A 24,826-nucleotide genomic window follows, 5' to 3' on the forward strand; every position below is an offset into this window, starting at 1 on the left:
AAATGTCAGGATCAAGAGCAGCAATACGATATGCTAAAGCAGTTTTAGCTCTAGCGCAAGATCAAAAAGCAGCAGATGCAGTAAATGGAGATATGAAACATATCGTTAATGCTATTGCTAAAAGTGATGAGCTAAGCCAGATGCTTCAAAGTCCTGTTGTAAGATCTTCGGACAAAAAAGCAGTGTTGTCTTCAGTATTTGCTAATGCAAATGTTAATACAACCAATCTTATAGATACATTAATTTCTAATAAAAGATTGGCTTTATTAAATGAAGTAGCTTCTAGTTATATCAATTTATACGACCAGTTAAGAGGAAGTCAAATTGCAAAAGTAACTACAGCTGTAGCTTTAACTTCAGAATTAAAAACTAAAGTTTTAGCTAAAGTAAAAGAGCTTACAGGTAAAGAAGCAGAATTAGAAAACATTATAGACGAGACCATTTTAGGTGGTTTCATTTTACGAGTGGGTGATATTCAGTATAACGCTAGTATTGCAAACAAGCTCGACAAATTAAAAAGAGAATTTACATTAAATTAAGATAATATCTATCTAATATAAATAAAGATGGCAGAAGTAAAACCAGCTGAAATATCAGCAATCTTAAAACAACAACTTTCAGGTTTTGAAGCAGGTGCTTCATTAGACGAAGTAGGAACAGTATTAACTGTAGGTGATGGTATTGTACGTGCTTACGGATTAGCTAATGCTCAATATGGAGAATTAGTTGAATTCGAAGGTGGTGCAGAAGGCATTGTACTTAACCTTGAAGAAGATAACGTAGGTATAGTACTATTAGGAGATTCTAAAGCTGTAAAGGAAGGATCAACTGTAAAACGTACTGAGCGTATCGCATCAGTAAAAGTAGGTGAAGGCATTGTAGGCCGTGTTGTTGATACTTTAGGTAACCCAATTGATGGTAAAGGACCAATTGCGGGTGAGACTTATGAAATGCCAGTAGAGCGTAAAGCACCTGGTGTTATCTATAGAGAGCCAGTAACTGAACCATTACAAACAGGTATTAAGGCAATTGATGCTATGATTCCGGTAGGTAGAGGTCAGCGTGAGTTGGTAATTGGTGACCGTCAGACAGGTAAGACTACGGTTTGTATCGATACCATCTTAAATCAAAAAGAATTTTATGATGCAGGTGAGCCTGTATACTGTATATATGTAGCTGTTGGACAAAAAGCCTCAACAGTTGCAAATATTGCAAAAACATTAGAAGAAAGAGGCGCTTTAGCTTATACTACGATTATAGCTGCTAATGCATCAGATCCAGCAGCTATGCAAGTGTATGCACCAATGACTGGAGCTTCTATTGGAGAATATTTTAGAGATACTGGTCGTCCAGCATTAATCATTTATGATGATTTATCTAAACAGGCCGTAGCTTACCGTGAGGTATCTTTATTATTACGTCGTCCTCCAGGACGTGAGGCGTATCCTGGTGATGTATTCTACTTACACTCAAGATTATTAGAGCGTTCTGCAAAAATTATTAATGATGATACTATAGCTAAGGAGATGAATGATTTACCTGATTCTCTTAAGCCAATGGTAAAAGGTGGTGGATCTTTAACAGCTTTACCAATCATTGAAACACAAGCTGGTGATGTATCTGCATATATTCCAACTAACGTGATTTCTATTACTGATGGTCAGATTTTCTTAGATGGGGATTTATTTAACTCAGGTGTTCGTCCAGCAATTAACGTAGGTATTTCTGTATCTCGTGTTGGTGGTAATGCTCAGATTAAATCTATGAAAAAAGTATCAGGTACATTAAAACTAGATCAAGCACAATTCCGTGAATTAGAAGCGTTTGCTAAGTTTGGTTCTGATTTAGACGCCTCTACATTAAACGTAATTGAAAAAGGTAAGCGTAATGTTGAGATTTTAAAGCAAGCTCAAAACGACCCGTTTACTGTTGAAGATCAAATTGCAATCATCTATGCTGGTTCTAAGAACTTATTAAAAGATGTTCCTGTAGAGAAGGTAAAAGAATTCGAAAGAGATTTTGTTGAGTTCTTAAATGCAAAGCATAGAGACACTTTAGACACATTAAAGTCTGGTAAGCTTACTGATGAGGTAATTGATACATTAACAAATGTGGCAAAAGACCTTACAGGAAAGTATAGAGCTTAATAATTAAACTAATGTCACTCTGAGCCTAGTTGCAAAGAGTCTTTATAATATAAAGGATGGCAAACTTAAAAGAAATACGTAACAGAATATCGTCAGTATCCTCTACGATGCAGATCACAAGTGCCATGAAAATGGTATCTGCTGCGAAGTTAAAGAAGGCCCAAGACGCTATTACTGCAATGCGTCCGTACTCTAATAAGTTAACAGAATTACTTCAGAGTTTAAGCGCTACTTTAGACGCTGACTCTGGCAGTAAGTATTCTGTTGAAAGAGAACTTAACAATGTTTTAGTTGTTGCTATAACATCTAATAGAGGCTTATGTGGTGCTTTTAATTCTAACATTATTAAACAGACTAATGCTTTGATTAATGATGTTTATTCAGATAAAAATGTTTCTGTTTTAGCTATTGGTAAAAAAGCAAATGATGCTTTTGCTAAACAAGACAGGGTCATTGCAAACAAAAGTGAGGTATTTGATGCATTAACATTTGAAAATGTTGCTGAAATTGCCGAGATGATAATGAAGAAGTTTGTAGAAGGTGAATATGATAAAGTTGAGTTAGTTTATAATAGCTTTAAAAATGCTGCTACTCAAATTGTAATGACAGAGCAGTATTTACCTATTGTTCCTATTGAAGGTGAAGATGCACATGCAAATTTAGACTACATATTTGAACCATCTAAACAAGAAATAGTTGAAACTTTAATACCCAAATCATTAAAGACACAATTATTTAAAGGCATTAGAGACTCTTTCGCATCTGAGCACGGTGCACGTATGACCGCAATGCATAAGGCAACGGATAATGCTACAGAGCTAAGGGATCAACTTAAGCTAACTTATAACAAAGCAAGACAAGCTGCTATTACTAATGAAATCCTTGAGATTGTTGGTGGTGCAGAAGCGCTTAATAATTAGACTTAAGTCAAATATTTAAAATATTAAAAACCTCACTTTTTAAGTGGGGTTTTTTTATGGATTATTGTTTTATAAATAGAAAGGCGTAATAACTATAAAATATTACTTTTTTGATGTAATGTATTGCATTTAGTTGCGTCTATTTAAGAATATCTTAATCATATTTTCAATATCGAATAAAATTGAAGATATTTGATTTCCAAAAAAAGTAAAATGAAAAAGAAACTTTTATTTGGTTCAAGTATCCTGCTTGGACTGGCATTTATTGTTACATTATTGTTCCCGAGTCAGAACCCTAAATCTGAGAAACTTTCAAATGATGATATTGTAAAAATTCACAAAGAGAATTTAGATAATAGCCCCTTTAAGGAAACCTTAAAGTTGACCAAAAAAGAACGTAAAGCTTTAGGTATTCCTCCAGATAGGTATTATGAAGATGAGTACGAGTTGACCATGAACCCTTTGTTGGGAAGACCAACTCCAGAAAACTTAGAATCCATAAGAGAATCTATTGAAAATCAAGCTTTTGCTCGTATTCCTGGAGATGGTGTTGATAATGATTGGGAATCCCGTGGGCCAGATAATGTTGGTGGTAGAACAAGAGGTTTAATGTTTGACCCTAATGATGCAAGTAATCAAACAGTTTTTGCTGGAGGCGTAAGTGGTGGTTTATGGAAAAATACAAATATTTCAAGTCCAATCTCTACATGGACTAGAGTGGATTTACCTGAAAATCTAAATGTTTCTGTTATTGTTGCAGACCCAAATAATCCTAATATATTTTATATAGGAACAGGAGAATCTTACACCAATGGAGATGTAAGTGGTGACGGTGTGTGGCAATCGACAGACGCTGGTACAACCTGGGCGAGAGTTTTAGGAGGTGTTTCAGGTCCAACAACTTTTGAGTCAGCATCAAATATTACGATTAATGCTCCGGCAAGTGTTTCAGGAGATTACAACTCTAGAGAGTCAACAAATTTTGGAATTCAAGCATCTTCAGTTGTTACAGGAAATCTAATTTTAGCTAATGATCCAACAGGAACTCCAGAAGAAGGATGTAATGGTTTTGGTGCAGATGCGACAGGAAGAATTGCCTTAATCAGAAGAGGAAATTGTCCTTTCATTGACAAGGTAAGAAATGCTCAAGATGCTGGAGCGATTGCTGCTATTGTGCTAAATAATGTTGGTGGCGCACCAATAGACATGGGAGGTACAGATGGTTCTATTACAATTCCTGCAGTTATGATTTCCAAGGAAGATGGTGACGCTATAGTTGCGGCCATGCAAACCGGTACGGTGAATGGTTCAGTAAATCCCGCAACAGGAACTTTTACTGGAACTTTAGTGCCAGGAATCCAACAAATCAATGATATTAAAATAAAAGATAATAATGGTGTTTCTGAAGTATATGTGGCTGCAGGGGATGCCTTTTATGGATCTGCAAATGTTGCTACGTTTTTGGGAGGAACAGAATTAGGCATATTTAAATCTGTGGATCAAGGAGCAACGTGGACTCAGGCAAACATACCTCAAACACCAAATGGAAATGATTACGAACCAAATGACATCGAAGTTGGAGCTGATGGCAAAATATGGATGTCTACAACAGATAGCTCTATTTTTGGTGATGGAGGCGGCGCTATTTTTTCTTCGAATGATGGACAAAATTTCCAATTGGAGAATACAATTAATAATGCTGATAGAACACAAATAGCTGTATCTTCTCAAAATGCAGGAACTATTTATGTATTAGCAGAAGTTCCCGGGGGCGTTTTCATGCAAGGCACAACAGATGGCTTTGTTTCAGATATATTTAATCTTGAATTACCAAACGATGTAGACAATGGGATTCCTGCTGATGATTTTACTCGAGGTCAAGCATTTTATGATTTGCTGCTAGAGGTTGACCCAAATAATGATCAAACCTTATATGCAGGCGGAATTGATTTGTTTAAGTCTACCAATGGAGGAGAAGATGGCAATTCAGATTCATGGGAACAAATTTCCAAATGGTCTAATAATAACAATCTAGCAAATCTAAATGTACCTTTAGTTCATGCAGATCAGCACGCGATGGTTTTTTCCCCTGGTAATTCAACTATCGCAATTTTTGGTAATGATGGAGGCGTCTACTATTCAACAAACGACGGTAATAATATAAGTTCAAGAAATAACGGTTTTATAACATCTCAGTTTTACACAGTTGGTGTTGCACCCACAGATGCCTTTACAGGAGATACAGATCATTTTATAGGCGGGCTTCAAGATAATGGAACACAATTATTTAATGGTGTTGGGGCAGGAATAAATAGCTCTAGCACGGCATTTGGGGGTGACGGTGCTGCAAGTTTCTTCGATCAAGATGGTACAGACAGGTATTACATAACCAACTTTGTCTTTAATCGGGCAGTAAATTTATTTAATTTCAATGGACCTAATGTTACTATAAATAGTGAGAACACAAGTAATGGATCTTTTATAAATCAGCAAGCATTAGACTCTAATTTAGATATTTTATATTCTAATTACTCTTCAGGTGGAAATTCAATAATAAGAAGATATTCAGGCATCAAATCAGCTGGAACTTTAGAAAAAACAAATCTAAGCAACCCCGTTTTAACTAGTAGACCAACAGCACTAGAAGTTTCTCCATTTACAACATCTTCTACAACTCTTATAGCAGGTACTGTATTAGGAGATATCATTAAAATTGAAAATGCAGATTCTACTCCAATATGGACAAACATTGAAACAGATAATCTCATTGTAGGAAGTATATCAGACGTACAGTTTGGAGTCACAGAAAACGATATTTTTGCTACAGTCCATAATTATGGTGTTAATAGTATTTGGTATACAAACGATGGTGGATTAACGTGGTCTTCTAAACAAGGTGATCTTCCTGATTTACCAGTAAAAGCCATTCTTCAAAATCCAGGGAACTTAAACGAGGTTATAATAGGTACAGAACTTGGGATTTGGGCTACTAGTAATTTTTCTTCATCAAGTCCAAATTGGACTTCATCTCAAGCAGGCATGTCTAATGTAAGAATTACCGATATAGATTTAAGAGACGATAATGCAATATATGTCTCCACATATGGACGTGGTGTTTTTTCTGGACAATTTGCTATCGACCCAAGTCAAGATGTCGATGGAGATGGGATTCTAAATGCCATTGACAACTGCCCAGATAATGCAAATTCAGACCAACAAGATTCTAATGGAAATGGAATAGGAGATGTTTGCGACACAAGTTATGAAGACCCAAACAATATAACTTTAGAAATAACATCTGAGCGATGTGAAGGTCAAGAAAATGGTGAAGCTAGAGTTACGATATTTCAAACGTTTGTGAATTACACGGTAAGTTTGACGGGTACAGGAATTAATGAAACACAAACAATTACTGGAGCAAATACAACTTCAGTATTTACAAATTTGAGTGTTGGTTCTTATACAGTTTGCGTTAATGTAGATGGAAGGGATTTTGAACAATGTTTTGAAATCAATATTGATGCTGCACCTGCCTTAGGTGGTGTATTTAGTGTTGCTAGTAATAATGATGGAAACGAAAGTTCTTCATCAGGAGCTTCAAGCACTGCTGTAAATATTGAAACAGGAACTGCGCCATACACAGTAGTGTTTAATAACGAGGTTGTTATGGTAACAAGCCAAACGTCTTTTAATGTAGATACTTCTGGAGGTGGTCTTCTAGAAGTGACTTCAGCCATAGCTTGTGAGGGTAAACTTAGTAGAGTTGTAGAAGACTTTACTCCGTTAACGTTGAGTTATGGACCTAACCCAGTTGTTAATGACTTAAGAATAAACATACCTAACGCCCCAGAAAATGGTGTAGGTGTACAAGTATATGATGTTCATGGAAAACTTATTGTAAATCAGAATTTATCTGTTCAAAATGGTATTTATATTAACATTCCATTTGCTAATCTTACCCAAGGGATTTATTTCGTAAGACTCGATATAGAAAAAGCTGAAATGATTAAAATCATTAAAAAATAAAATCATGAAAAAAGAAATAAAATTAATAATAGCCATATTTTCAGTATTACTATTAGTTGCATGTGGAGGTAGTGATGATGGGCCACCACCAAATTCTGCACCAACGCAAGTATCTCAAGTTGTATTTCCAACGTCAAATTTGTTATGTACAGATAATACAATTACATTTCAATGGAATGCTTCTACTGATGTAGATAATGACCCAATTACTTATAGAATTATAATCGCGACAGACAGAGACTTAAACAATATTGTAGAAAATAGAATAGTAACTACAAATAGTGTGACAATAACCTTACAACAAGGTGTTGCCTATTATTGGAGTGTTACAGCAATTGATAGCGAAGGTAACGAGGCCGATGCATCAACAACATTAGCATTTTTTACTTCAGGACCTGGTATTTCTAATTATGCGCCTTTTACAGCGGCATTAAATGCGCCAGGAGATGAAAGTAGTGTAACAGCCGGAACAGTAAATTTAAATTGGACCGGTGGCGATACAGATACTGGAGATATACTCGTTTTTGATGTTTATTTTGGTTTAGCAATGGATCCACCTTTGATTGAGTCAGGATTATCAACTGAAAACACTAACGTAACTACAGTTTCGGGGAATACTTATTATTGGCGAATAGATACAATTGATGATTCCGGGGTTAAAACTATCGGACAACTATGGTCGTTTGATACCAACTAAAATATTTGGCATAGCTATTGAAACATTGTAGTTGTTATAGAAAAGATTCATTATGAAATTGATCCGTAAAGCATTTAGATTTTTATCCATAGCTATTATATCTGTTAGCTTTGCTCAATGTGCTAGTACTATGAAATTAGAAAAAGAAGCACCTACTACCTTTGGAGACGTATATTGCCAGAGTTGGGTTGCAGGTGTTAAAGGTGGGGGCTCAGGCACTAATATTTTTATTGAAACGCTTAAGGATGATATCGTTTTAGATAGTGTGTTTTTTAGAGGGAAAGTATCTAAATTAGAAACCAAGCCCAAAAACAGACAATTATTTATAGGCCGATTTTTATCTACATCTAATACTGAAGGCGTCAATTTAGAAAACTCTAAAAGTGATATAATAAGTGGCAAAGATTTCCCTTTCGAGTTAGAAAATAACGAATGTGTAGTAAGCTATATAAAAGAAGGAAAGACAAGATATTACAAACTAAGCAATATTATAGAACGACAAACAGATGCTTTACCAATGTCTACACCGCCTAATAAAAACTAAGAGCCAAAATTATATAATAAAAACCTCACTATATCAGTGAGGTTTTTTTGTTTTAAAAATGGTATTTTTAGCAATAATATTCAATATCCTTGAGCGCATTTCAAAAACTTTTTAAGCAGACGTTTATTTATGGGCTAGCAACGGTGCTTCCTAGAATGTTGACGTTCTTGTTAACACCACTTTATACCGATGTTATGGCTGTTGGTGTTTATGGTAAAGTGACCATTATCTTTTCGTGGTTTGCTATTTTTAATGTGATTTTAGCCTACGGAATGGAAACAGCATTCTTTAGGTTTTTTAATAAAAAAGAGGATAAAGAGCGTGTTGTTGGTACATCAGCTTTATCAATAATTTTTACATCCTTAGTAATTTTTGCATTTGCATTTCTGTTTAAAAGTGAGATAGCTCAAATTACTGATATTAAAGCAGAGTATATCAATTTTGTGATATGGATTTTATTACTAGATGCTTTAGTTATTATTCCGTTTGCTTGGTTGCGTGCTAAAGAGAGACCAATAAAATATGCAGTAATTAAAATTGCAAATGTGGCTATTAATATTGGGCTAAACTTATTCTTCTTTTTATGGCTTGCAGACTTAGCAACTGGTAATTCTTTCTTTGAGTCAATATACAAACTAAATTTTGAGATAAGTTATGTGCTTATAGCTAATGCAGCAGCAAGCGGTATAACACTATTATTAATGGTTCCGTTTTATAGTAAAATTAAATACATATTCGACGCTAAACTTTGGAAGCAAATGTTGGGTTATGCTTTTCCTGTTTTAATTGCTGGCTTAGCGTATACAATTATTGAAATGTTTAATAGGATTTTGCTAGACAGTCCACTATCAAATGCGGCAGACCCCGAAGCAGAAGTTGGTATGTTTTCGGCGTGTTATAAAATTGCATTATTCATGACTTTGTTTGCTACTGCATTTCGATTAGGGATTGAGCCGTACTTTTTTAGTCATGCAAAAAGCAATAATCCTCAAAAAAATTATGCTCGAATATTAGAATATTTTGTAGCCTTAGGCTCTATTATTCTCTTAGCCGTAGTCGTATTTTCAGATATAATTAAAGCGTTAATTATTAGAGATGAGGCGTTTTGGGAAGCCATGTGGATTGTCCCTATTGTACTTTTGGCTAGTTTTTGTTTAGGTATATACCATAACCTTTCAGTTTGGTATAAGATTACAGACAGAACCAAATTTGGTGCATATATTTCGGTATTTGGCGCAATCGTAACTTTAGGACTAAACTTTTGGTTGATTCCTATAATAGGATACAAAGGTTCAGCAATTGCAACTTTGGCCGCTTATGGTAGCATGGTATTGTTATCTTATTATTACGGAAGAAAGCATTACCCAATTCCATATAATTTAAAGAGAATAGGAACTTACTTAGGGTTATCCATAGTATTTTCAGGAATTTACTTTTATCAATTTAGACAAGACTATTTTATTGGAATTCCTTTACTACTAACCTATATAGGAATTGTATTTTTGCTGGAAAGAAAAGAACTGAAAAAATTATTAAATACTAAATGACGATTAAGATAATTAACAAATCCAACCATGACTTGCCGCATTATGAAACCATTGCATCAGCGGGGATGGACTTGCGCGCACATATTTCAGAACCAATAAGCTTAAAACCATTAGAACGCACCATTGTAAAAACAGGTTTGTTTATTGAGTTACCCATTGGCACAGAAGCACAAGTTCGACCAAGAAGTGGTTTGGCAGCAAAAAAAGGAATTACAGTACTCAATGCACCAGGAACAGTAGATGCAGATTACAGAGGTGAAATAGGCGTGATTCTAGTTAATCTTTCAAATGAAGATTTCACAATAGAAAACGGAGAGCGCATCGCTCAATTGGTTATCGCAAAACATGAACGTGCAGATTGGGAAGAAGTAGAAGTCTTATCCGAAACATCTCGTGGTGAAGGCGGTTTCGGTAGCACTGGAATAAAATAATTAAGAAAAAGAAATTAGAAATATGAAAATAATAGTCCCAATGGCAGGTCGTGGCTCACGCCTAAGACCACATAGTTTAACCGTTCCAAAACCATTAATTCCTGTTGCAGGTCAACCGATTGTTCATCGTTTGGTAAAAGACATTACAAAAGTTTTAAAGCAACCTATAGAAGAAATTGCATTTGTACTTGGAGACCCAGCTTTTTTTGGAGAAGATGTTGTATCGAGTTTAAAGCAATTAGCAGAAGGTTTAGGAGCAAAAGCATCAATTTATAGACAAGACCAACCTTTAGGCACAGGGCATGCTATTATGAGTGCTGAGCCATCTTTATCTGGTCCTGCTGTAATCGCTTATGCAGATACCTTAATTAGAGCTGAGTTTGACTTAGATCCCAATGCTGATAGCGTTATTTGGACAAAACGTGTTGCTAATCCAGAAGCTTATGGTGTTGTAAAACTAAATGATAAAGAAGAAATCGTAGAGCTTGTAGAAAAGCCTGAAACTTTTGTGAGTGACCAAGCTGTAATAGGCATTTATTATTTTAAAGATGTTGCCGTTTTAAAATCGAAACTCCAAGAAGTATTAGATGAAAACGTTATGAATGGTGGCGAGTACCAAATTAATGATGGCATTAAACGCATGATGGCAGATGGTAGAATCTTTAAAACAGGGACAGTAGATGAGTGGATGGATTGCGGAAATAAAGCTGTTACTCTTGAAACTAATGCTAAAATGCTAGGTTTTCTTAAGGCGGATGGAGAAGAAAAATTGGTTGATGATTCTGTGATTTTAGAAAATTCAACAATTATAGAACCTTGTTTTATTGGTAAAAATGTAGTGCTAAAAAACAGCACAATAGGACCTAATGTTTCTATCGGAAATGATACCATTATCGAAAATTCCTTCGTTAAAAATAGCTTAATTCAAACGCAAACCATTGTGAAAAACGCTACTTTAGATGAGGCTATGATTGGTAATCATGTTAAATATAATGGTGGGTTTACCAAAATTAGTATTGGCGATTATACGCAAATGGAATAAAATTTGAATAGCTTCATATCGTGAAACCTAACTTAAACATTACAAAGCTTTTTACTGTACTTCTGCTAGTACCAATGTTTGCATTGGCTCAAGTAGATTTTAATAAAAAGCCTGACGATGATTTAGGAAATGTAAAAGACGAATATCAAGAGCATTTTTTTGAAGCACTAAAACAAAAAGGCATTGAAAATTACGAACGTGCCGTTGAAGCGCTTCAAAAGTGTTTAGAGATAGATAATACAAAACCTGTTATTTATTTCGAACTTGGTAAAAATTATAACCAACTCAAAAATTTTGGAGCTGCTGAAGATGCTTTAAAAAAAGCCATTTCTATGCAACCAGATAATGAGTGGTTTTTAGATGAACTTTATGATGTTTACTACAGGCAGGATGATGTAGACAATGCCATCAAAACAGTTAAACAACTGGTAAAGTATCATCCTGATTATAAGATGGATTTAGCCACCCTTTACATCAAAAAAGAAAAATTTAATACCGCTTTACGAGTTTTAGATGAGTTAGATCAAGAGTTGGGAACAAATGATTTGCGTGACCAAATGCGTAATAGTATTTATAATAAAACTGGAGATGCAAAAGATAGAATAGATAACCTTAAAGCTCGAATTTCTGCTAATCCAAATAATGAAAACAATCATTTACAACTTATCTACAGATATAGTCAAACGGGAAAAACAAAAAAAGCATTTGAAGCAGCAAAAGAACTGTTGAGAATAAAGCCAGACTCTAAGTTAGTCCATTTAGCATTATATAAATTCTACTTAGATGGAGATGAAGTAGATAAGGCAGTTGCATCTATGAAACTAGTGTTAAACACTCCTGAAATAGATGGGCAAGTAAAATCTAAAGTTCTCCAGGATTTTGTAAAATTTGTTGAAAAAAATCCGCAATATCAAAAAGACCTCATTGAAGCAACAGATAATGTTGATACCGAAAAAAACTCAGAATCTCTTTCAAATTTAGGTGCCTATTATTCAAAGACTGGAGACAAACAAAAAGCACTTAAAAATTATAAAGAAGCGTTGCGTAAAAACCCAAGTGATTTTAAATTATTACGAGATGTAATTTTAATTCAAATTGAATTAAAGAATTATGAGCAGGCGTTAACTGATACCAATAGCGCTTTAGAATTATACCCAGCGCAACCTATTTTGTATTTATTAAATGGAGTTTCTAATATCAATTTAAGTCAACCCCAAAAAGCAATTGAAAACCTAGAAATGGGGCTTGATTTTCTTGTAGAAAACCCACAAATGGAACGTGATTTTTACCTACAATTAAGTCAGGCGTATAAATTAGTTAATAATAATGCCAAGTCTAGAACGTTTGCTAAAAAGGCAGAAGCTATAAAAGTCCAGCAATAAATGATGAAAATTCTAAATGGTAATACGATAAAGATAATAGCCATCACACTTATAATTGGTTTTACAAGTTGTAAGTCGTCAAAGGCTATTATATCTTCTGGTGTTGCAAGCTCAAAACTTTCGGCGAAACAGGTTATTAAAGAGCACGGCAAAAGTGATGTTAATTTTAAAACATTACAGGCCAAAGCAAAAATTGATATTACTCAAGGCGAAAAAAAGCAAAGCGCAACCTTTAATCTTCGTATAAAAAAAGATGAAGTTATTTGGCTGAGTGCACCACTAGGCTTAGCACGTATGATGATTACTCCCAAAAAGGTTCAGTTTTATAACAAAACAGATAACACTTATTTTGATGGTGATTATGCATTGTTAAGTGATTTTGTAGGTTTTGAATTAGACTTTTTAAAAGTGCAAAATATTTTAATGGGACAAGCGATATATGATTTAAATGGACAAGCCCATGAGGTCGATATTCAGGACAATTCGTATGTATTGCAGCCAAAGAAGCAAGATGTTTTGTTAGAGTTGTTTTATTTAATGAATGCGTCTCACTTTAAGCTTAATTCTTTGCAAATGGCGCAACAGGTAAAGCGAAGAATTCTTCAGGTAGATTATAAATCTTACCAAGACATAGATAAAAACGTCATTCCAAAAGAAATAAAGGTTATTGCTGTTGAAAATACAGATGAAGCTTTAATTGATATGGAAATAAAATCTGTAAGTTTAAATGGTGAAGTACGTTTTCCTTTCAGAATTCCTTCAGGATATAAAGAAATAGAATTAAAGTAATATGCGCGCGAAAAGCATTTTTATACTTGTAATTATAACTCTTTTTTCGGTTTCAGTAGTATCGGCACAAAGTGACAAACAAAAAGCTTTAGAAGCCGAGCGTCAGCGTCTTTTAAAAGAGATTAATCAACTTAATTCTCTTTACAGGTTAGACAAGAAAAAAGAAACGTCTGTAGTTGAGCAAGTCGAAGATGTTAATTTTAAAATTAGAGTTCAGCAAAATCTTATAAAAGTTATTAATGAACAGGCTAATCAATTAACACGAGAGATTAATGCCAACCAAAGCGAGATTACTCAGCTCAGAGATCAATTAAAAGAGCTTAAAGAAGATTATGCTAAGATGATTGTAAAGTCCTACAAGAGCAAGTCAGAGCAAAGTAAAGTCATGTTTTTACTCTCGTCGGATAATTTTAAACAGGCCTATAAACGCTTGCAATATATTAATCAATACAAAGCTTACCAGAAGAAACAAGCCGAGGATATAAAGGCTAAGACTTTAGATTTGCAAAACCTTAATCTGGAATTATCTAAACAAAAAGAAGATAAAAAGAAACTTATTGCCGAAAATAGGAAAGCTAAAAAGGCACTTGAATTAGAAATGAAAGCTCAAGAAGAGCTTATGGTTTTAATACGTAAGGATTTAAAAAAGCATGCAGCAGAGATACGTGCAAAGCGTCAAGAGGCAGACCGTATAGATAGAGAAATCAATAAATTAATTAAAGAAGCGATTGCAGCTTCTAATAAAAAAGCAGGTAAAACAACCTCAACAGGAAAATTTGTATTAACACCTGCTGCAAAAAAACTCGCCGCTAATTTTGAGGCTAATCGCGGTAAATTACGTTGGCCAGTAGACCGAGGCGTTATAAAAAGTAGATATGGATTACAGCGTTCTATTACAGATAAGTCAGTAAAAAATAATTATAAGAGTATTTATATAGCTACAGAGAAAAATGCTAAAGTAAAAGCGGTTTTTAATGGCGAAGTTTTCAGAATACAATTGATTAAAAATAGTAACCCTGTAATATTAATAACTCACGGAGACTATACGACTGTTTACATGAATATGTCTAAAATCAATGTAAAGCCAGGTCAGAAAGTAAAAACTGGTCAAGTTATAGGCGAAGCATTTACCAATAAAAAAACAGGAAAAACCTTATTAGGGTTTAGAGTCTATAAAAACGACGCGACCCAAAACCCCGAATATTGGTTATCTAAAAACTAGATGTTTACGATAACATAACCGTTTCTAGTTTTACGGTAACGTTTCCCATTCCAAGTATAATAACGTTTCCCATTAACACGGACTACTTTATAATTTTTAGGAAGTTTTTTAACGACTGTGACATTTGTAGGTTGTCTAACAACTACGCGTCGTGCACAAGAATTTAGACTTAAAAAAAATATAAGACCGAGTAAAACAAATAAATTTCTCATCATTAAAAGATTTAGGTTTAACAATGAGTAAGACTTAAAAAAGTAGAATAGGTTTAATTACTTAAACAATGCTTTTAACTCACTAGCATCATCAGGCTTCATTTTACCAGCCAATACAAGGCTTAGTTGTTTACGTCTTAAAGCGGCTTCAAAACGTTCTTTTTCTAATTCAGTTTCAGGTATAAGTTCAGGCACTTTTGTAGGTCTTCCAGTTTCATTAACGGCAACAAATGTATAGATAGCTTCGTTAGCTTTAATGCATTCGCCAGACTCACGGTCTTCAATCCAAACATCCATATAGACTTCCATAGAAGATGTAAATGCACGGGATACTTTAGCTTCAATAGTTACAACACTTCCTAGTGGTACAGAACGATTAAACGCCACATGGTTTACAGAAGCAGTGACTACAATTCGTCTTGAATGACGACGCGCAGCAATACTAGCGGCACGATCCATACGTGCCAAAAGTTCACCACCAAAAAGATTATTTATTGGATTGGTTTCACTCGGTAAAACGAGGTCAGTTACTATAGTTTTAGACTGAAATGCTGTTTTTGCTTCCATAACATATTTAATTCTCGACAAAGGTAAATTAAAAAGAAGGAAGCAGGAAGTAATTATTTGCTCAAATCTTTGACGAGCAACCAAGCATCCTTATTATGCGCTTTTCGGATAGTGTACATGGCACGTTGTGCTTCAGTTCTATTGTCATAACTTGAGTAAACAACCTCATGTAAGCCATACCTATTAACACCAATTTTACGAGCTTTATAACCCAAATCTCGGAGTTGCTTTACTTTTTTATCGGAGTTTGCTTCTACTCTAAAAGCACCGGCAACAATATGGTAATTACCTATTTGCTTTTCTACAGAAAATGTTGCAGCTGGTAATGGATTACTAATAAAAAAAGTAGCTTCTTGTATCTTGTTATCAATCTGCTCGTTAGCTTCTTGCTGTGCAACTTGGTTATGTTGACTAATAGTATTGCTATAATATTTACCAACACCAAAACCACTTAAACCTAATATAATAACTGCTGTAGCGGCATACCTTAACCAATTGCTAGAACGCTTTTCTGGTGTTAATACAATAGGCGCTTTTTCTTCAATAGCTTCTGCGTCTTGCTTGTAAACTTCACGAGTAACATCTTTAGCATTAAAATGTGATAAGCCAAAAGCATCTGTTAAATAATTAATGTGATACGAAGGGTTAAACACAATACTACCTTCTTTATTTAATAATAAATCACCAATATTCTGAAATGAAATAGTTTCGCCTTCTACTAAATAAGACGTAATAGACTTCACTTGTTTTGCAATTTTTTCTACAGCAACTTGATACGGAATCTTCTCTACTTCAGCAATATAATTTGCTAAAAGTCCATCATTATTTTGAAGTTGCTCATTAAAAGATAACACCTTTTTTGGAGGATAAAATGTATGTGTAGATTCGTGTATTTTGGCAGACACACGATGCGTTAAAAATGCACCAAAATTAGGTACAGTCACACAGTCATATCTGTATAATAAATCGCTGATGTAAGTTTCTAACTGCATATATCAATGGTCTATAGAAAGCGCAAAGACTTTAAGGTAAAAAAATTAAGGCATTACAACGTCTTTCACTAAATGCCAAATCTCGATTATCGAGTATAACAAATTTAGAAATTTTTGAATGCGATATCCAAGTATAACATCTAATTTATTAACATCTCAGAAAAATAGTATTTTTAAAGTCTATCTAGATTTAAATGACTGAAGAAGAACTTTTAAATATTCTGGCATTACAGCATGTTCCAAAAATAGGTGCAACTACTGCTAAAAAACTAATTGCACATTGCGGTAGTGCAGAAGCTGTTTTTAAAGAGCGGAAAAGTAATATTCTGAAAATTGATGGTATAGGCACAGTAACAATAGAAGGTTTGCATGACAAGATTCATTTTGAAGAAGCCAAAAACGAAATACGATATATAAAAGATAACGCTATTGGCTTTTCGTACTTTACAGATAACAATTATCCAGAACGGTTAAAACATTGTATTGATGGACCACTATTATTATTTCAATCTGGGAACATTAATCTAGAAAATAAATATATCATTAGTATTGTTGGTGCCCGGAAAATTACAACAAGCGGCATTACTTTTTGCGAAAAACTAGTTGAAGAATTGGCGCCATACGACCCAGTAATTATCTCTGGATTTGCTTACGGAACAGACATTACAGCTCATAAGGCAGCTTTAAAACACAACCTACAAACTATTGGCTGCTTAGCGCATGGCTTAAATCAAATCTATCCAAAAGTGCACAAAAAATATATGAGAGATGTTGAAAAGCATGGAGGGTTTTTCACTGACTTTTGGAGTTCAGACACATTTGATAGGAAAAATTTTTTAAAACGAAATCGCATCATTGCTGGATTAAGTGAAGCGACTATAGTTGTAGAATCAGCCGAAAAAGGAGGAAGTTTGGTTACTGCAGATATTGCAAATTCGTATAATCGAGATGTGTTTGCAGTTCCAGGAAGAACAACAGATAGTCAGAGTGTAGGCTGTAATAATTTGATTAAAACCAACCAAGCTCATTTGTTATCAAGTCCTTTGGATGTGCCATATTTGTTGGGTTGGGAATTAGATGCTTCGACGAGCTCGGCATCCCAGAAAAATGTACAGAAGCAGCTATTTGTGGAATTAGATTCTGATGAAAAAATCATTTATAATTTTTTGAAAGAAAACAATAAGGCATTACTCGATGTTATTGCTCTAAACTGTAATATGCCAACCTACAAACTTGCAGGGCTGTTACTTAATATGGAATTAAAAGGAGTCGTCAGACCTTTACCTGGTAAATTGTTTGAGCTTATTTAATAGCCAATTTTTTCACGAACTCGCTTCAATACTTCATTAGCAACATCGCTGGCTTTTTTTGCACCAACAGCTAAAGCAGTATCAACTTCGTTGAGGTTTGCCATATAGTAATTATAACGCTCACGAGGTTCTGTAAAACGCTCTAAAACGAGTTCGTACAAAGCCTGTTTAGCATGTCCGTATCCATAATTACCATTTTCATAGTTAGCTTTCATTTGGTCAATAGCATTATCATTTGCTAACAAACTATAAATAGCAAAACAATTACATGTAGACCAATCTTTAGGTTCTTCAAGTGGTGTGCTATCGGTTTGGATAGACATAATTTGTTTGCGGAGTTTCTTTTCTGGTAAAAAGATGTCAATGATATTGCCTTTACTCTTGCTCATTTTTGCGCCATCAGTACCAGGAATAAGCATCGTATCTTTTTGGACATCAGCTTTTGGTAATACAAAAGTTTCACCGCCGATTTTAGCATGAAAACGAGACGCCACATCGCGGGTCATTTCAATATGTTGCTCTTGGTCTTTACCAACTGGGATAATCTCTGCATCATATAATAAAATATCGGCCGCCATTAGCATCGGATAGGTAAATAGTCCAGCATTAACATCTTCTAATCTATCAGCTTTGTCTTTAAAACTGTGCGCCAAGGTTAATCTTTGATATGGGAAGAAACAGCTCAAATACCAAGATAATTCAGTCACCTGTGGCACATCACTTTGTCTATAAAACACTGTTTTGCTAATGTCTAATCCAAAAGCTAACCAAGTTGCAGCAGTAGAATAAGTGTTTTGTCTTAGTTTTTCAGCATCTTTTATTTGCGTTAGCGAATGCATATCAGCAATAAATAAATACGAGTCGTTAGCGTCGTTTTTTGCTTTTTCTATCGCTGGAATTATTGCGCCTAAAATATTACCTAAGTGAGGTATTCCTGTACTTTGTATTCCTGTTAGTATTCTTGCCATAATCATTTCCCGTGCAAACAGGAATTTCTTTAAAATTCAAACTAAGAAACAAAGGTAATTTTTTCTATTATACTATTTAATTTATTTGTCTAGTTTTGAAGCTGTGAAATTATTTAAGTACATCTTTTGGATTTTCTATCGCGTATGGTTTTATGTACTTGTGGCAATTCCTATTATAGGATTAATGCCTCTGTTATTAATATCTATATCTAGGGAACAATGGTATCCATACTTTTTTAAACTAGCGCGCTTTTGGGCTAAGTTTATTTTAGTAGGAATGGGTTTTAGTTATAGAATTAAGAAAGAGGAGATTCCCAATCCAAAATCCAGTTACATGTTTGTAGCTAACCATACTTCGATGACAGATATTATGTTAATGCTAGTGTCTGTAAAAAACCCCTTTGTTTTTGTTGGAAAAAAGGAATTAGCCAAAATTCCACTTTTCGGATTCTTTTATAAACGCACTTGTATTTTGGTAGACCGTAGTAGTCCTAAAAGTAGACAAGCTGTTTTTTTAAGAGCTCAAAGACGATTACAACAAGGATTGAGTATCTGTATTTTTCCTGAAGGTGGTGTCCCAGATGAGTCTATTTTGTTAGATGAGTTTAAAGATGGTGCTTTTAGAATGGCAATTAACCAACAAATACCAATTGTTCCGATGACGTTTTACGATAATAAAAAGCGTTTTCCTTTTTCTTTTTTTAGTGGCGGTCCAGGAAAAATGCGAGTTAAAATTCACAATTTCTTTTCTACAGAAGGCTTAACTACTGAAGACACAAAAGACTTAAATAAATCTGTAAGAGTATTGATTTTAGAAAACCTTTATCAAGATCAAAAACTCATAGACTAAAAAAGTCGCTCAAACCACTGAGCGACTTTTTTTATAGTTATTGTCATCATTGCTTTATAGAGTTTACAATAACTACCTATCTAACTAAAAACCTAAAACTTAAAACTTAAGCCTGTATATACTCCAATAAAAAATGGCCTAAAATCACCAGAGGTATTATTGAATGTATTTATTTGATACTTGAACTTTGGTTCAAGATTTATATTAATCTTATCTGTTAAACTGTAATCAACACCTACACCAAAATTAGCGCTAAAGCTAGTGTCTCTAAGGTTATTGGCCTCTCCAATCTGTGTGCTTTGCCCGTTAACATCTGCAAAAATTTCATTTTCGTTAAGTAGTAATGTGCTAAAACCACCACTAAGGTTTACACCTAGTTTTTTATCTACAAGGCGATACTCTACTTCAAGAGGAATTTCAATAAAACCAAAGCGTTGTTCAAGATTACCTGTTTGTAAAGTATTAATGGCTTCTGACACAGTATTATTACTAATTGAAGAGCGGCTTAGAAGCATTAATGATGCATGATTAACACTGTTGCTTAGTTTTACATTCTCTAGATTACCGTTTGAAGAGTTTGAAGCTCTAGATGAAAATGCATTATCTGATAAAGCAATAACATCATTTGTTGTATTATTAAAACTAACTTTGTTAATACCCGCAGTCACTTTAAGTCTGTTGTTTACAGCATAGCTTCCTTTAACGCCATAACTCATACTTATGTCACTACTAGTGTTATTATCATTAAACTGTGCATCAATTGAGGAGCCTTGACCTAAAGAATTAAAATACACCGGCGCTACATTAGGCGAAATGCTCCACCGGCGTAGTTCTTTTTCTTCTTCTTCATTTATTTTCTTAGCTTCAGCAATAGCTTCTTCTATATCTTGTCCTTTTTCTTCTTTAGTCTCTTTTTCTTTTAAGATTTTAGAGACTTTATCTTCTCCGGCCTTACCATCTTCTTTTTCTGTTGACGCAACTGTTGTAGCAGATTTAGTAGAAGAATTAATTATTTCATTAATCTCTGACTCTGATTTTATTTGTAAGTTATCAGTCGTGATAGACTTAGTGCTATTAGTAGATGCTACAATAGTTTCTATAGTATTTTTATTATTGTTTTTAGAGATGAGATTTGTTGTGTTTTCTTTAGATTTTTCTGATGTTGAATTTTGATAAGCGACTACGTCTTCTTTATTATTAGATTTATAAAGTTGTTTTTGCGAAGTTTTTTCTTCTTCATTTACTGTTGAAGATTCATTATTCTCATTTGAGTCAATTATGTCTTCTGAAGCTATTTGAGTACTGCCTTTTTGAGATGCATTATCAATATTGTTTTTCGTCGTATCTTCTACCTGTTGTTTGTCTATATCTACTATAATTGGCGTGTCAGGATTATTATTGATTAGCATATTACCAACGGTAAACATGAGTACAATGGCAGCAGCAACACCACCTAATTGCCACCAAATAGGAATAATACGTTGTTTTTTCTTCTTTTTCTCAAGTCTAGCTTCAATACCTTCCCAAACAGCATCGTTTGGCATAACGTCAAAGTCTTTAAACTTCTCTTGAAAGATACGGTCGATATGTTTTTTATCGCTCATTTTATAATGATTGCGAATTTAAATTCGCTTTGTAATTTTCAATTTTTTGCTTTAAAATCTGTCTAGCTCTTGCGAGATTAGACTTAGAGGTTCCAGTTGAAATATCCAACATTTTACTTATTTCGTTATGCGAAAACCCATCCATTACATATAGGTTAAATACCAATCGATACCTATCTGGCAAGTTTTGAATAATTTGAAGTAGAAAATCTAAATCTATTTCATCGTTATCAATCTCTATAGAAACATCTTCAATAGCATTTTCGTCAATGATATTAAAAACGCCTATTTGTCTGTAGCGTTGCAAAGCAGTATTTATAGCTATGCGTTTCATCCAACCTTCAAAAGAACCTTTTTGCTTATACTGTTCTATTTTATTAAAAATAGTCACAAATGCATCTTGCAGATTATCCTCTGCTTCGACATAATTTTTGGAATACTTAAGGCATAGAGAAAATAATTTACTTGCATATTGCTTGTATAACTGACCCTGTGCGTTAGCATCCTTTTCTTTACATTGATTAATGAGTTCTTTTAAACTCACATTTTAATTGGTTTAATTAATTTATTGAATAACCGGTACTTCAACTATTAAATATTGGTCTTCCCCAGCTTGAGAGGTTCCCTGAAAAAATTGAAAAATATGTGTTTCAGCACTTGTTACAGAAAATTCAAAAGAAACAGAGGCTTCAATACTAGATTGTGTACAGCTAATATTAGAATATACTGTATCAACTACAGCTATTGTCCTTGTATTTCCATTAGTTTGTGGGATAAAGCTATTAAATTCATAGCATCCATTAGGTCTTGTATAGTTTACAGTAATCACATGTGTATTACCAATTATAAACTCAGTAGGAACTTCAACACTTTCTATAGGCATTATTTCTACTGTAAAGTCTTGTAATTCTTCACCACCTATATCACATGAGAAGAAAGTTATTAAGAGTATAAGTATTATTAGCTTTTTCATTATTTTACATTTGATTTCACTACTTGCTTTAAGCAAGATGCAAAAACTATAAAATGGTTGCGTCTCAAAACAAAAAAATCCTGAAAATTTCAGGATTTTTTTGTTAAGCCACATTTTCATTGACTTTTTCTCTTACTTTTTCTTCGAGTTCGTCCATTAATTCTGGGTTGTCTTTAATCAATGCTTTAACAGCATCTCGTCCTTGTCCCAATTTAGTGTCATCATAACTAAACCAAGATCCGCTTTTCTTTATAATATCATGCTCAACTGCTATATCTAAGATTTCACCAACTTTAGAAACGCCTTCTCCATACATAATATCAAATTCGGCCATTTTAAAAGGTGGCGCTACTTTATTTTTCACCACTTTAACTCTAGTTTTATTACCCATTACAGTGCTGTTGCTATCTTTAATTTGAGTAGAGCGTCTTATGTCTAGTCTTACAGAAGCATAAAATTTCAGTGCATTACCACCAGTAGTAGTTTCAGGATTACCAAACATTACACCAATTTTTTCACGTAATTGATTAATGAAAATCATTGTACAGTTGGTTTTGCTAATTGAGCCTGTTAATTTTCTTAAGGCTTGAGACATTAAACGTGCATGAAGCCCCATTTTAGAATCTCCCATTTCACCTTCAATTTCACTTTTTGGCGTTAAAGCCGCAACAGAATCTACAACAATAATATCAATTGCACCTGAACGCACTAAATTATCAGCAATTTCCAATGCTTGCTCACCATTATCTGGTTGAGATATAATCAGGTTTTCTAAATCTACACCTAGTTTTTCCGCATAGAAACGATCAAAAGCATGTTCTGCATCAATAAATGCAGCAATACCTCCAGCTTTTTGAGCTTCAGCAATAGCATGAAGGGTCAGTGTTGTTTTACCCGATGATTCAGGACCGTATATTTCTATAACTCTTCCTCGAGGATATCCGCCAACACCCAAAGCAATATCTAAACCAAGTGAACCAGATGATATTGCATCGACATCTTCAATCGCTTGATCACTCATTTTCATTACGGTGCCTTTGCCATAGGCCTTATCTAGCTTGTCTAAAGTTAATTTTAAAGCTTTTAATTTTGCGTCTTTTTCACTACTCATTTATTCTAAATTTTCTCTATTAATCGTGACGATAAAAATAACACTTCTTTTAAGAGATTACAATTTACGACGCAACCATTTTACACTTTTTACATCTACTTAATGAAAAAGGAAATAATTGCTATGAATTAGCTTAAGGTTTTAGGTAAAATGAAATTTTTAGGAAAAATTGTTCTCAGTAAAACTTTAGGTGAGACAACAGCCGTCTTCTTATTCTGCTGTTGTAAAGCCGATGGAGGTTAGCTCGTTATAATATGATTTAATTTAAAAAAAATTAATATTAATAACGAGTTAGTCCTCAAAAAAGCACTTTGGTAAAAATCAAAGTGCTTTTTTCGCTTAAAAAATTACCTTTGCAATTGAAAATTCAATCTTTAACCTTAAAAATTAGTATAGCATGCAACTGTACAATAACTTAAGCGGTAAAGAAAGGGCAGAACTTATTAAAAAAGCAGGCAAAGACCGGCTTACGATCTCTTTCTACAAATACGCCAAAATCGGAAACCCCGAACTTTTTAGAAATCATATTTTTATCAACTGGAATGATATGGACGTTCTAGGAAGAATATATGTTGCTCACGAAGGTATTAATGCGCAATTATCTGTTCCGGCGGATAACTTTGACGTGTTTAAAAGTCATTTAGATTCAATCATTTTTTTAGAAAATGTAAGACTAAATATTGCTGTTGAGCATGATAATTTTGCATTTTTAAAGCTAAAAGTGAAAGTGCGAAATAAAATTGTAGCTGATGGCTTAAATGATGAAACTTTCGATGTTACGGACAAAGGGATTCATGTTAATGCAGAAAAGTTCAATCAACTTATAGAGGATCCAGATGCTGTTTTGGTCGATATGCGCAATCACTACGAAAGTGAAATAGGACATTTTAAAAATGCGATAACACCAGATGTAGACACATTTAGAGAATCCTTAGATTTAATAGAAGAAGACTTACGCGAGCACAAAGAAGATAAGAAATTAGTCATGTATTGCACGGGCGGCATACGATGCGAAAAAGCAAGTGCTTATTACAAACACAAAGGGTTTAAAAATGTATTTCAGCTAGAAGGCGGCATTATTAATTACGTACGCCAAATTGAAGCTGAAGGTTTAGAAAATAAATTTATAGGAAAGAACTTTGTATTTGATCAACGGCGTTCTGAAAGAATTTCGGATGATGTAATTGCAAATTGTCACCAATGTGGTGAGCCAGCAGATATGCATACTAACTGTATAAATGAAGCCTGTCATCTATTGTTTATACAATGCGATAGCTGTAAAGAAAAAATGAATAATTGCTGCTCTACCAACTGTATGGAAATTATCAAGTTGCCATACGAAGAGCAAAAAGAATTACGCAAAGGTCAAGGTAATAGTAACGACATTTTTAAAAAGGGTCGAGCGGACCATCTACCCTACAAAAAAGATTTACGAAATATTTTCGATACACTAAACAAATAAACTCAAGCCTTAAAGACATCTTTAAGGCTT

General features: G+C 34.0%; 23 protein-coding genes. 15 read left to right on the plus strand and 8 right to left on the minus strand.

The window, feature by feature from the left end:
* The first annotated feature begins 2 nt into the window (after positions 1-2).
* The 12 genes from atpH to IEV10_RS03230 all read left to right on the plus strand — a co-directional run bounded on the left by atpH (position 3) and on the right by IEV10_RS03230 (position 14,747).
* On the plus strand, positions 3-539 hold the full coding sequence (atpH, locus tag IEV10_RS03175; protein WP_188373242.1) for an ATP synthase F1 subunit delta: 537 nt from the start codon (positions 3-5) through the stop codon (positions 537-539).
* 27 nt (positions 540-566) lie between these two features.
* Positions 567-2,147, plus strand: coding sequence for a F0F1 ATP synthase subunit alpha (gene atpA / locus IEV10_RS03180; protein WP_188373243.1), 1,581 nt, complete (start codon positions 567-569; stop codon positions 2,145-2,147).
* Between the two features lie 56 nt (positions 2,148-2,203).
* Entirely contained in the window at positions 2,204-3,067 is an 864-nt protein-coding gene (atpG, locus tag IEV10_RS03185) for an ATP synthase F1 subunit gamma (protein WP_188373244.1), read from the plus strand.
* Positions 3,068-3,280: 213 nt separating this feature from the next.
* Entirely contained in the window at positions 3,281-7,093 is a 3,813-nt protein-coding gene (locus IEV10_RS03190) for a PA domain-containing protein (protein WP_188373245.1), read from the plus strand.
* Between the two features lie 4 nt (positions 7,094-7,097).
* Complete coding sequence (locus IEV10_RS03195) at positions 7,098-7,790, plus strand: fibronectin type III domain-containing protein (protein WP_188373246.1); 693 nt, start codon at positions 7,098-7,100, stop codon at positions 7,788-7,790.
* Positions 7,791-7,842: 52 nt separating this feature from the next.
* The gene (locus IEV10_RS03200) at positions 7,843-8,334 is read left to right on the plus strand and encodes a hypothetical protein (RefSeq protein ID WP_188373247.1); all 492 of its coding nucleotides are present in this window, start codon (positions 7,843-7,845) and stop codon (positions 8,332-8,334) included.
* An 89-nt stretch (positions 8,335-8,423) separates the two neighbouring features.
* Positions 8,424-9,881: an oligosaccharide flippase family protein gene (locus IEV10_RS03205; protein WP_188373248.1), complete on the plus strand. Its 1,458-nt coding sequence runs from the start codon at positions 8,424-8,426 to the stop codon at positions 9,879-9,881.
* Entirely contained in the window at positions 9,878-10,312 is a 435-nt protein-coding gene (gene dut / locus IEV10_RS03210; RefSeq protein ID WP_188373249.1) for a dUTP diphosphatase, read from the plus strand. The genes IEV10_RS03205 and dut overlap by 4 nt, the downstream gene beginning before the upstream one ends.
* 22 nt (positions 10,313-10,334) lie before the next feature.
* Entirely contained in the window at positions 10,335-11,354 is a 1,020-nt protein-coding gene (locus IEV10_RS03215; RefSeq protein ID WP_188373250.1) for a sugar phosphate nucleotidyltransferase, read from the plus strand.
* 20 nt (positions 11,355-11,374) lie between these two features.
* Positions 11,375-12,736, plus strand: coding sequence for a tetratricopeptide repeat protein (locus IEV10_RS03220; protein WP_229719578.1), 1,362 nt, complete (start codon positions 11,375-11,377; stop codon positions 12,734-12,736).
* On the plus strand, positions 12,737-13,525 hold the full coding sequence (gene lolB1 / locus IEV10_RS03225) for a lipoprotein insertase outer membrane protein LolB1 (RefSeq protein ID WP_188373251.1): 789 nt from the start codon (positions 12,737-12,739) through the stop codon (positions 13,523-13,525). It abuts the gene before it with no gap.
* 1 nt (position 13,526) lies between these two features.
* Positions 13,527-14,747 carry a murein hydrolase activator EnvC family protein gene (locus IEV10_RS03230; protein WP_188373252.1) on the plus strand — a complete coding sequence of 407 codons (1,221 nt, stop codon included), beginning with the start codon at positions 13,527-13,529 and terminating at the stop codon, positions 14,745-14,747.
* Here the strand turns inward: IEV10_RS03230 and IEV10_RS14415 are convergent.
* The 3 genes from IEV10_RS14415 to IEV10_RS03240 are packed head-to-tail and all read right to left on the minus strand — an operon-like array spanning position 14,744 to position 16,518.
* Positions 14,744-14,962: a DUF6515 family protein gene (locus IEV10_RS14415; protein ID WP_308694008.1), complete on the minus strand. Its 219-nt coding sequence runs from the start codon at positions 14,960-14,962 to the stop codon at positions 14,744-14,746. The genes IEV10_RS03230 and IEV10_RS14415 overlap by 4 nt on opposite strands.
* Positions 14,963-15,016: 54 nt before the next feature.
* Positions 15,017-15,526, minus strand: a complete 510-nt coding sequence (locus IEV10_RS03235) for an acyl-CoA thioesterase (protein WP_188373253.1) — start codon at positions 15,524-15,526, stop codon at positions 15,017-15,019.
* Between the two features lie 53 nt (positions 15,527-15,579).
* Entirely contained in the window at positions 15,580-16,518 is a 939-nt protein-coding gene (locus IEV10_RS03240) for an HU domain-containing protein (RefSeq protein WP_188373254.1), read from the minus strand.
* Positions 16,519-16,712: 194 nt separating this feature from the next.
* Between IEV10_RS03240 and dprA the strand changes: the two genes are divergently transcribed.
* Positions 16,713-17,828 carry a DNA-processing protein DprA gene (gene dprA, locus IEV10_RS03245; RefSeq protein ID WP_188373255.1) on the plus strand — a complete coding sequence of 372 codons (1,116 nt, stop codon included), beginning with the start codon at positions 16,713-16,715 and terminating at the stop codon, positions 17,826-17,828.
* Here the strand turns inward: dprA and trpS are convergent.
* Positions 17,825-18,796: a tryptophan--tRNA ligase gene (gene trpS, locus IEV10_RS03250; RefSeq protein WP_188373256.1), complete on the minus strand. Its 972-nt coding sequence runs from the start codon at positions 18,794-18,796 to the stop codon at positions 17,825-17,827. The genes dprA and trpS overlap by 4 nt on opposite strands.
* A 103-nt stretch (positions 18,797-18,899) precedes the next feature.
* Here trpS and IEV10_RS03255 point away from each other — a divergent pair, with 103 nt between their 5' ends.
* The gene (locus tag IEV10_RS03255) at positions 18,900-19,646 is read left to right on the plus strand and encodes a lysophospholipid acyltransferase family protein (protein WP_188373257.1); all 747 of its coding nucleotides are present in this window, start codon (positions 18,900-18,902) and stop codon (positions 19,644-19,646) included.
* A gap of 92 nt (positions 19,647-19,738) precedes the next feature.
* Here the strand turns inward: IEV10_RS03255 and IEV10_RS03260 are convergent, their stop codons facing one another.
* The 4 genes from IEV10_RS03260 to recA all read right to left on the minus strand — a co-directional run bounded on the left by IEV10_RS03260 (position 19,739) and on the right by recA (position 23,334).
* The gene (locus IEV10_RS03260) at positions 19,739-21,250 is read right to left on the minus strand and encodes an outer membrane beta-barrel protein (protein WP_188373258.1); all 1,512 of its coding nucleotides are present in this window, start codon (positions 21,248-21,250) and stop codon (positions 19,739-19,741) included.
* Position 21,251: 1 nt separating this feature from the next.
* The gene (locus tag IEV10_RS03265) at positions 21,252-21,794 is read right to left on the minus strand and encodes an RNA polymerase sigma factor (RefSeq protein WP_188373259.1); all 543 of its coding nucleotides are present in this window, start codon (positions 21,792-21,794) and stop codon (positions 21,252-21,254) included.
* 21 nt (positions 21,795-21,815) lie between these two features.
* The gene (locus IEV10_RS03270) at positions 21,816-22,223 is read right to left on the minus strand and encodes a hypothetical protein (protein WP_188373260.1); all 408 of its coding nucleotides are present in this window, start codon (positions 22,221-22,223) and stop codon (positions 21,816-21,818) included.
* A gap of 103 nt (positions 22,224-22,326) precedes the next feature.
* Positions 22,327-23,334, minus strand: coding sequence for a recombinase RecA (gene recA / locus IEV10_RS03275; protein ID WP_188373261.1), 1,008 nt, complete (start codon positions 23,332-23,334; stop codon positions 22,327-22,329).
* A 397-nt stretch (positions 23,335-23,731) separates the two neighbouring features.
* Here recA and trhO point away from each other — a divergent pair, with 397 nt between their 5' ends.
* Positions 23,732-24,796: an oxygen-dependent tRNA uridine(34) hydroxylase TrhO gene (gene trhO, locus IEV10_RS03280; protein ID WP_188373262.1), complete on the plus strand. Its 1,065-nt coding sequence runs from the start codon at positions 23,732-23,734 to the stop codon at positions 24,794-24,796.
* Positions 24,797-24,826 lie beyond the last annotated feature (30 nt).

Source organism: Winogradskyella haliclonae, from assembly GCF_014635865.1.
Taxonomy (GTDB): Bacteria; Bacteroidota; Bacteroidia; order Flavobacteriales; family Flavobacteriaceae; genus Winogradskyella; species Winogradskyella haliclonae.

What these genes read in the sequence shown, in the direction of transcription:
- atpH (WP_188373242.1), top strand. Translation starts at nt 3, where the DNA reads ATGTCAGGATCAAGAGCAGCAATACGATATGCTAAAGCAGTTTTAGCT.
- atpA (WP_188373243.1), top strand. Translation starts at nt 567, where the DNA reads ATGGCAGAAGTAAAACCAGCTGAAATATCAGCAATCTTAAAACAACAA.
- atpG (WP_188373244.1), top strand. Translation starts at nt 2,204, where the DNA reads ATGGCAAACTTAAAAGAAATACGTAACAGAATATCGTCAGTATCCTCT.
- IEV10_RS03190 (WP_188373245.1), top strand. Translation starts at nt 3,281, where the DNA reads ATGAAAAAGAAACTTTTATTTGGTTCAAGTATCCTGCTTGGACTGGCA.
- IEV10_RS03195 (WP_188373246.1), top strand. Translation starts at nt 7,098, where the DNA reads ATGAAAAAAGAAATAAAATTAATAATAGCCATATTTTCAGTATTACTA.
- IEV10_RS03200 (WP_188373247.1), top strand. Translation starts at nt 7,843, where the DNA reads ATGAAATTGATCCGTAAAGCATTTAGATTTTTATCCATAGCTATTATA.
- dut (WP_188373249.1), top strand. Translation starts at nt 9,878, where the DNA reads ATGACGATTAAGATAATTAACAAATCCAACCATGACTTGCCGCATTAT.
- IEV10_RS03215 (WP_188373250.1), top strand. Translation starts at nt 10,335, where the DNA reads ATGAAAATAATAGTCCCAATGGCAGGTCGTGGCTCACGCCTAAGACCA.
- lolB1 (WP_188373251.1), top strand. Translation starts at nt 12,737, where the DNA reads ATGATGAAAATTCTAAATGGTAATACGATAAAGATAATAGCCATCACA.
- IEV10_RS03230 (WP_188373252.1), top strand. Translation starts at nt 13,527, where the DNA reads ATGCGCGCGAAAAGCATTTTTATACTTGTAATTATAACTCTTTTTTCG.
- IEV10_RS14415 (WP_308694008.1), bottom strand. Translation starts at nt 14,962, where the DNA reads ATGATGAGAAATTTATTTGTTTTACTCGGTCTTATATTTTTTTTAAGT.
- IEV10_RS03235 (WP_188373253.1), bottom strand. Translation starts at nt 15,526, where the DNA reads ATGGAAGCAAAAACAGCATTTCAGTCTAAAACTATAGTAACTGACCTC.
- IEV10_RS03240 (WP_188373254.1), bottom strand. Translation starts at nt 16,518, where the DNA reads ATGCAGTTAGAAACTTACATCAGCGATTTATTATACAGATATGACTGT.
- dprA (WP_188373255.1), top strand. Translation starts at nt 16,713, where the DNA reads ATGACTGAAGAAGAACTTTTAAATATTCTGGCATTACAGCATGTTCCA.
- trpS (WP_188373256.1), bottom strand. Translation starts at nt 18,796, where the DNA reads ATGGCAAGAATACTAACAGGAATACAAAGTACAGGAATACCTCACTTA.
- IEV10_RS03260 (WP_188373258.1), bottom strand. Translation starts at nt 21,250, where the DNA reads ATGAGCGATAAAAAACATATCGACCGTATCTTTCAAGAGAAGTTTAAA.
- IEV10_RS03270 (WP_188373260.1), bottom strand. Translation starts at nt 22,223, where the DNA reads ATGAAAAAGCTAATAATACTTATACTCTTAATAACTTTCTTCTCATGT.
- recA (WP_188373261.1), bottom strand. Translation starts at nt 23,334, where the DNA reads ATGAGTAGTGAAAAAGACGCAAAATTAAAAGCTTTAAAATTAACTTTA.
- trhO (WP_188373262.1), top strand. Translation starts at nt 23,732, where the DNA reads ATGCAACTGTACAATAACTTAAGCGGTAAAGAAAGGGCAGAACTTATT.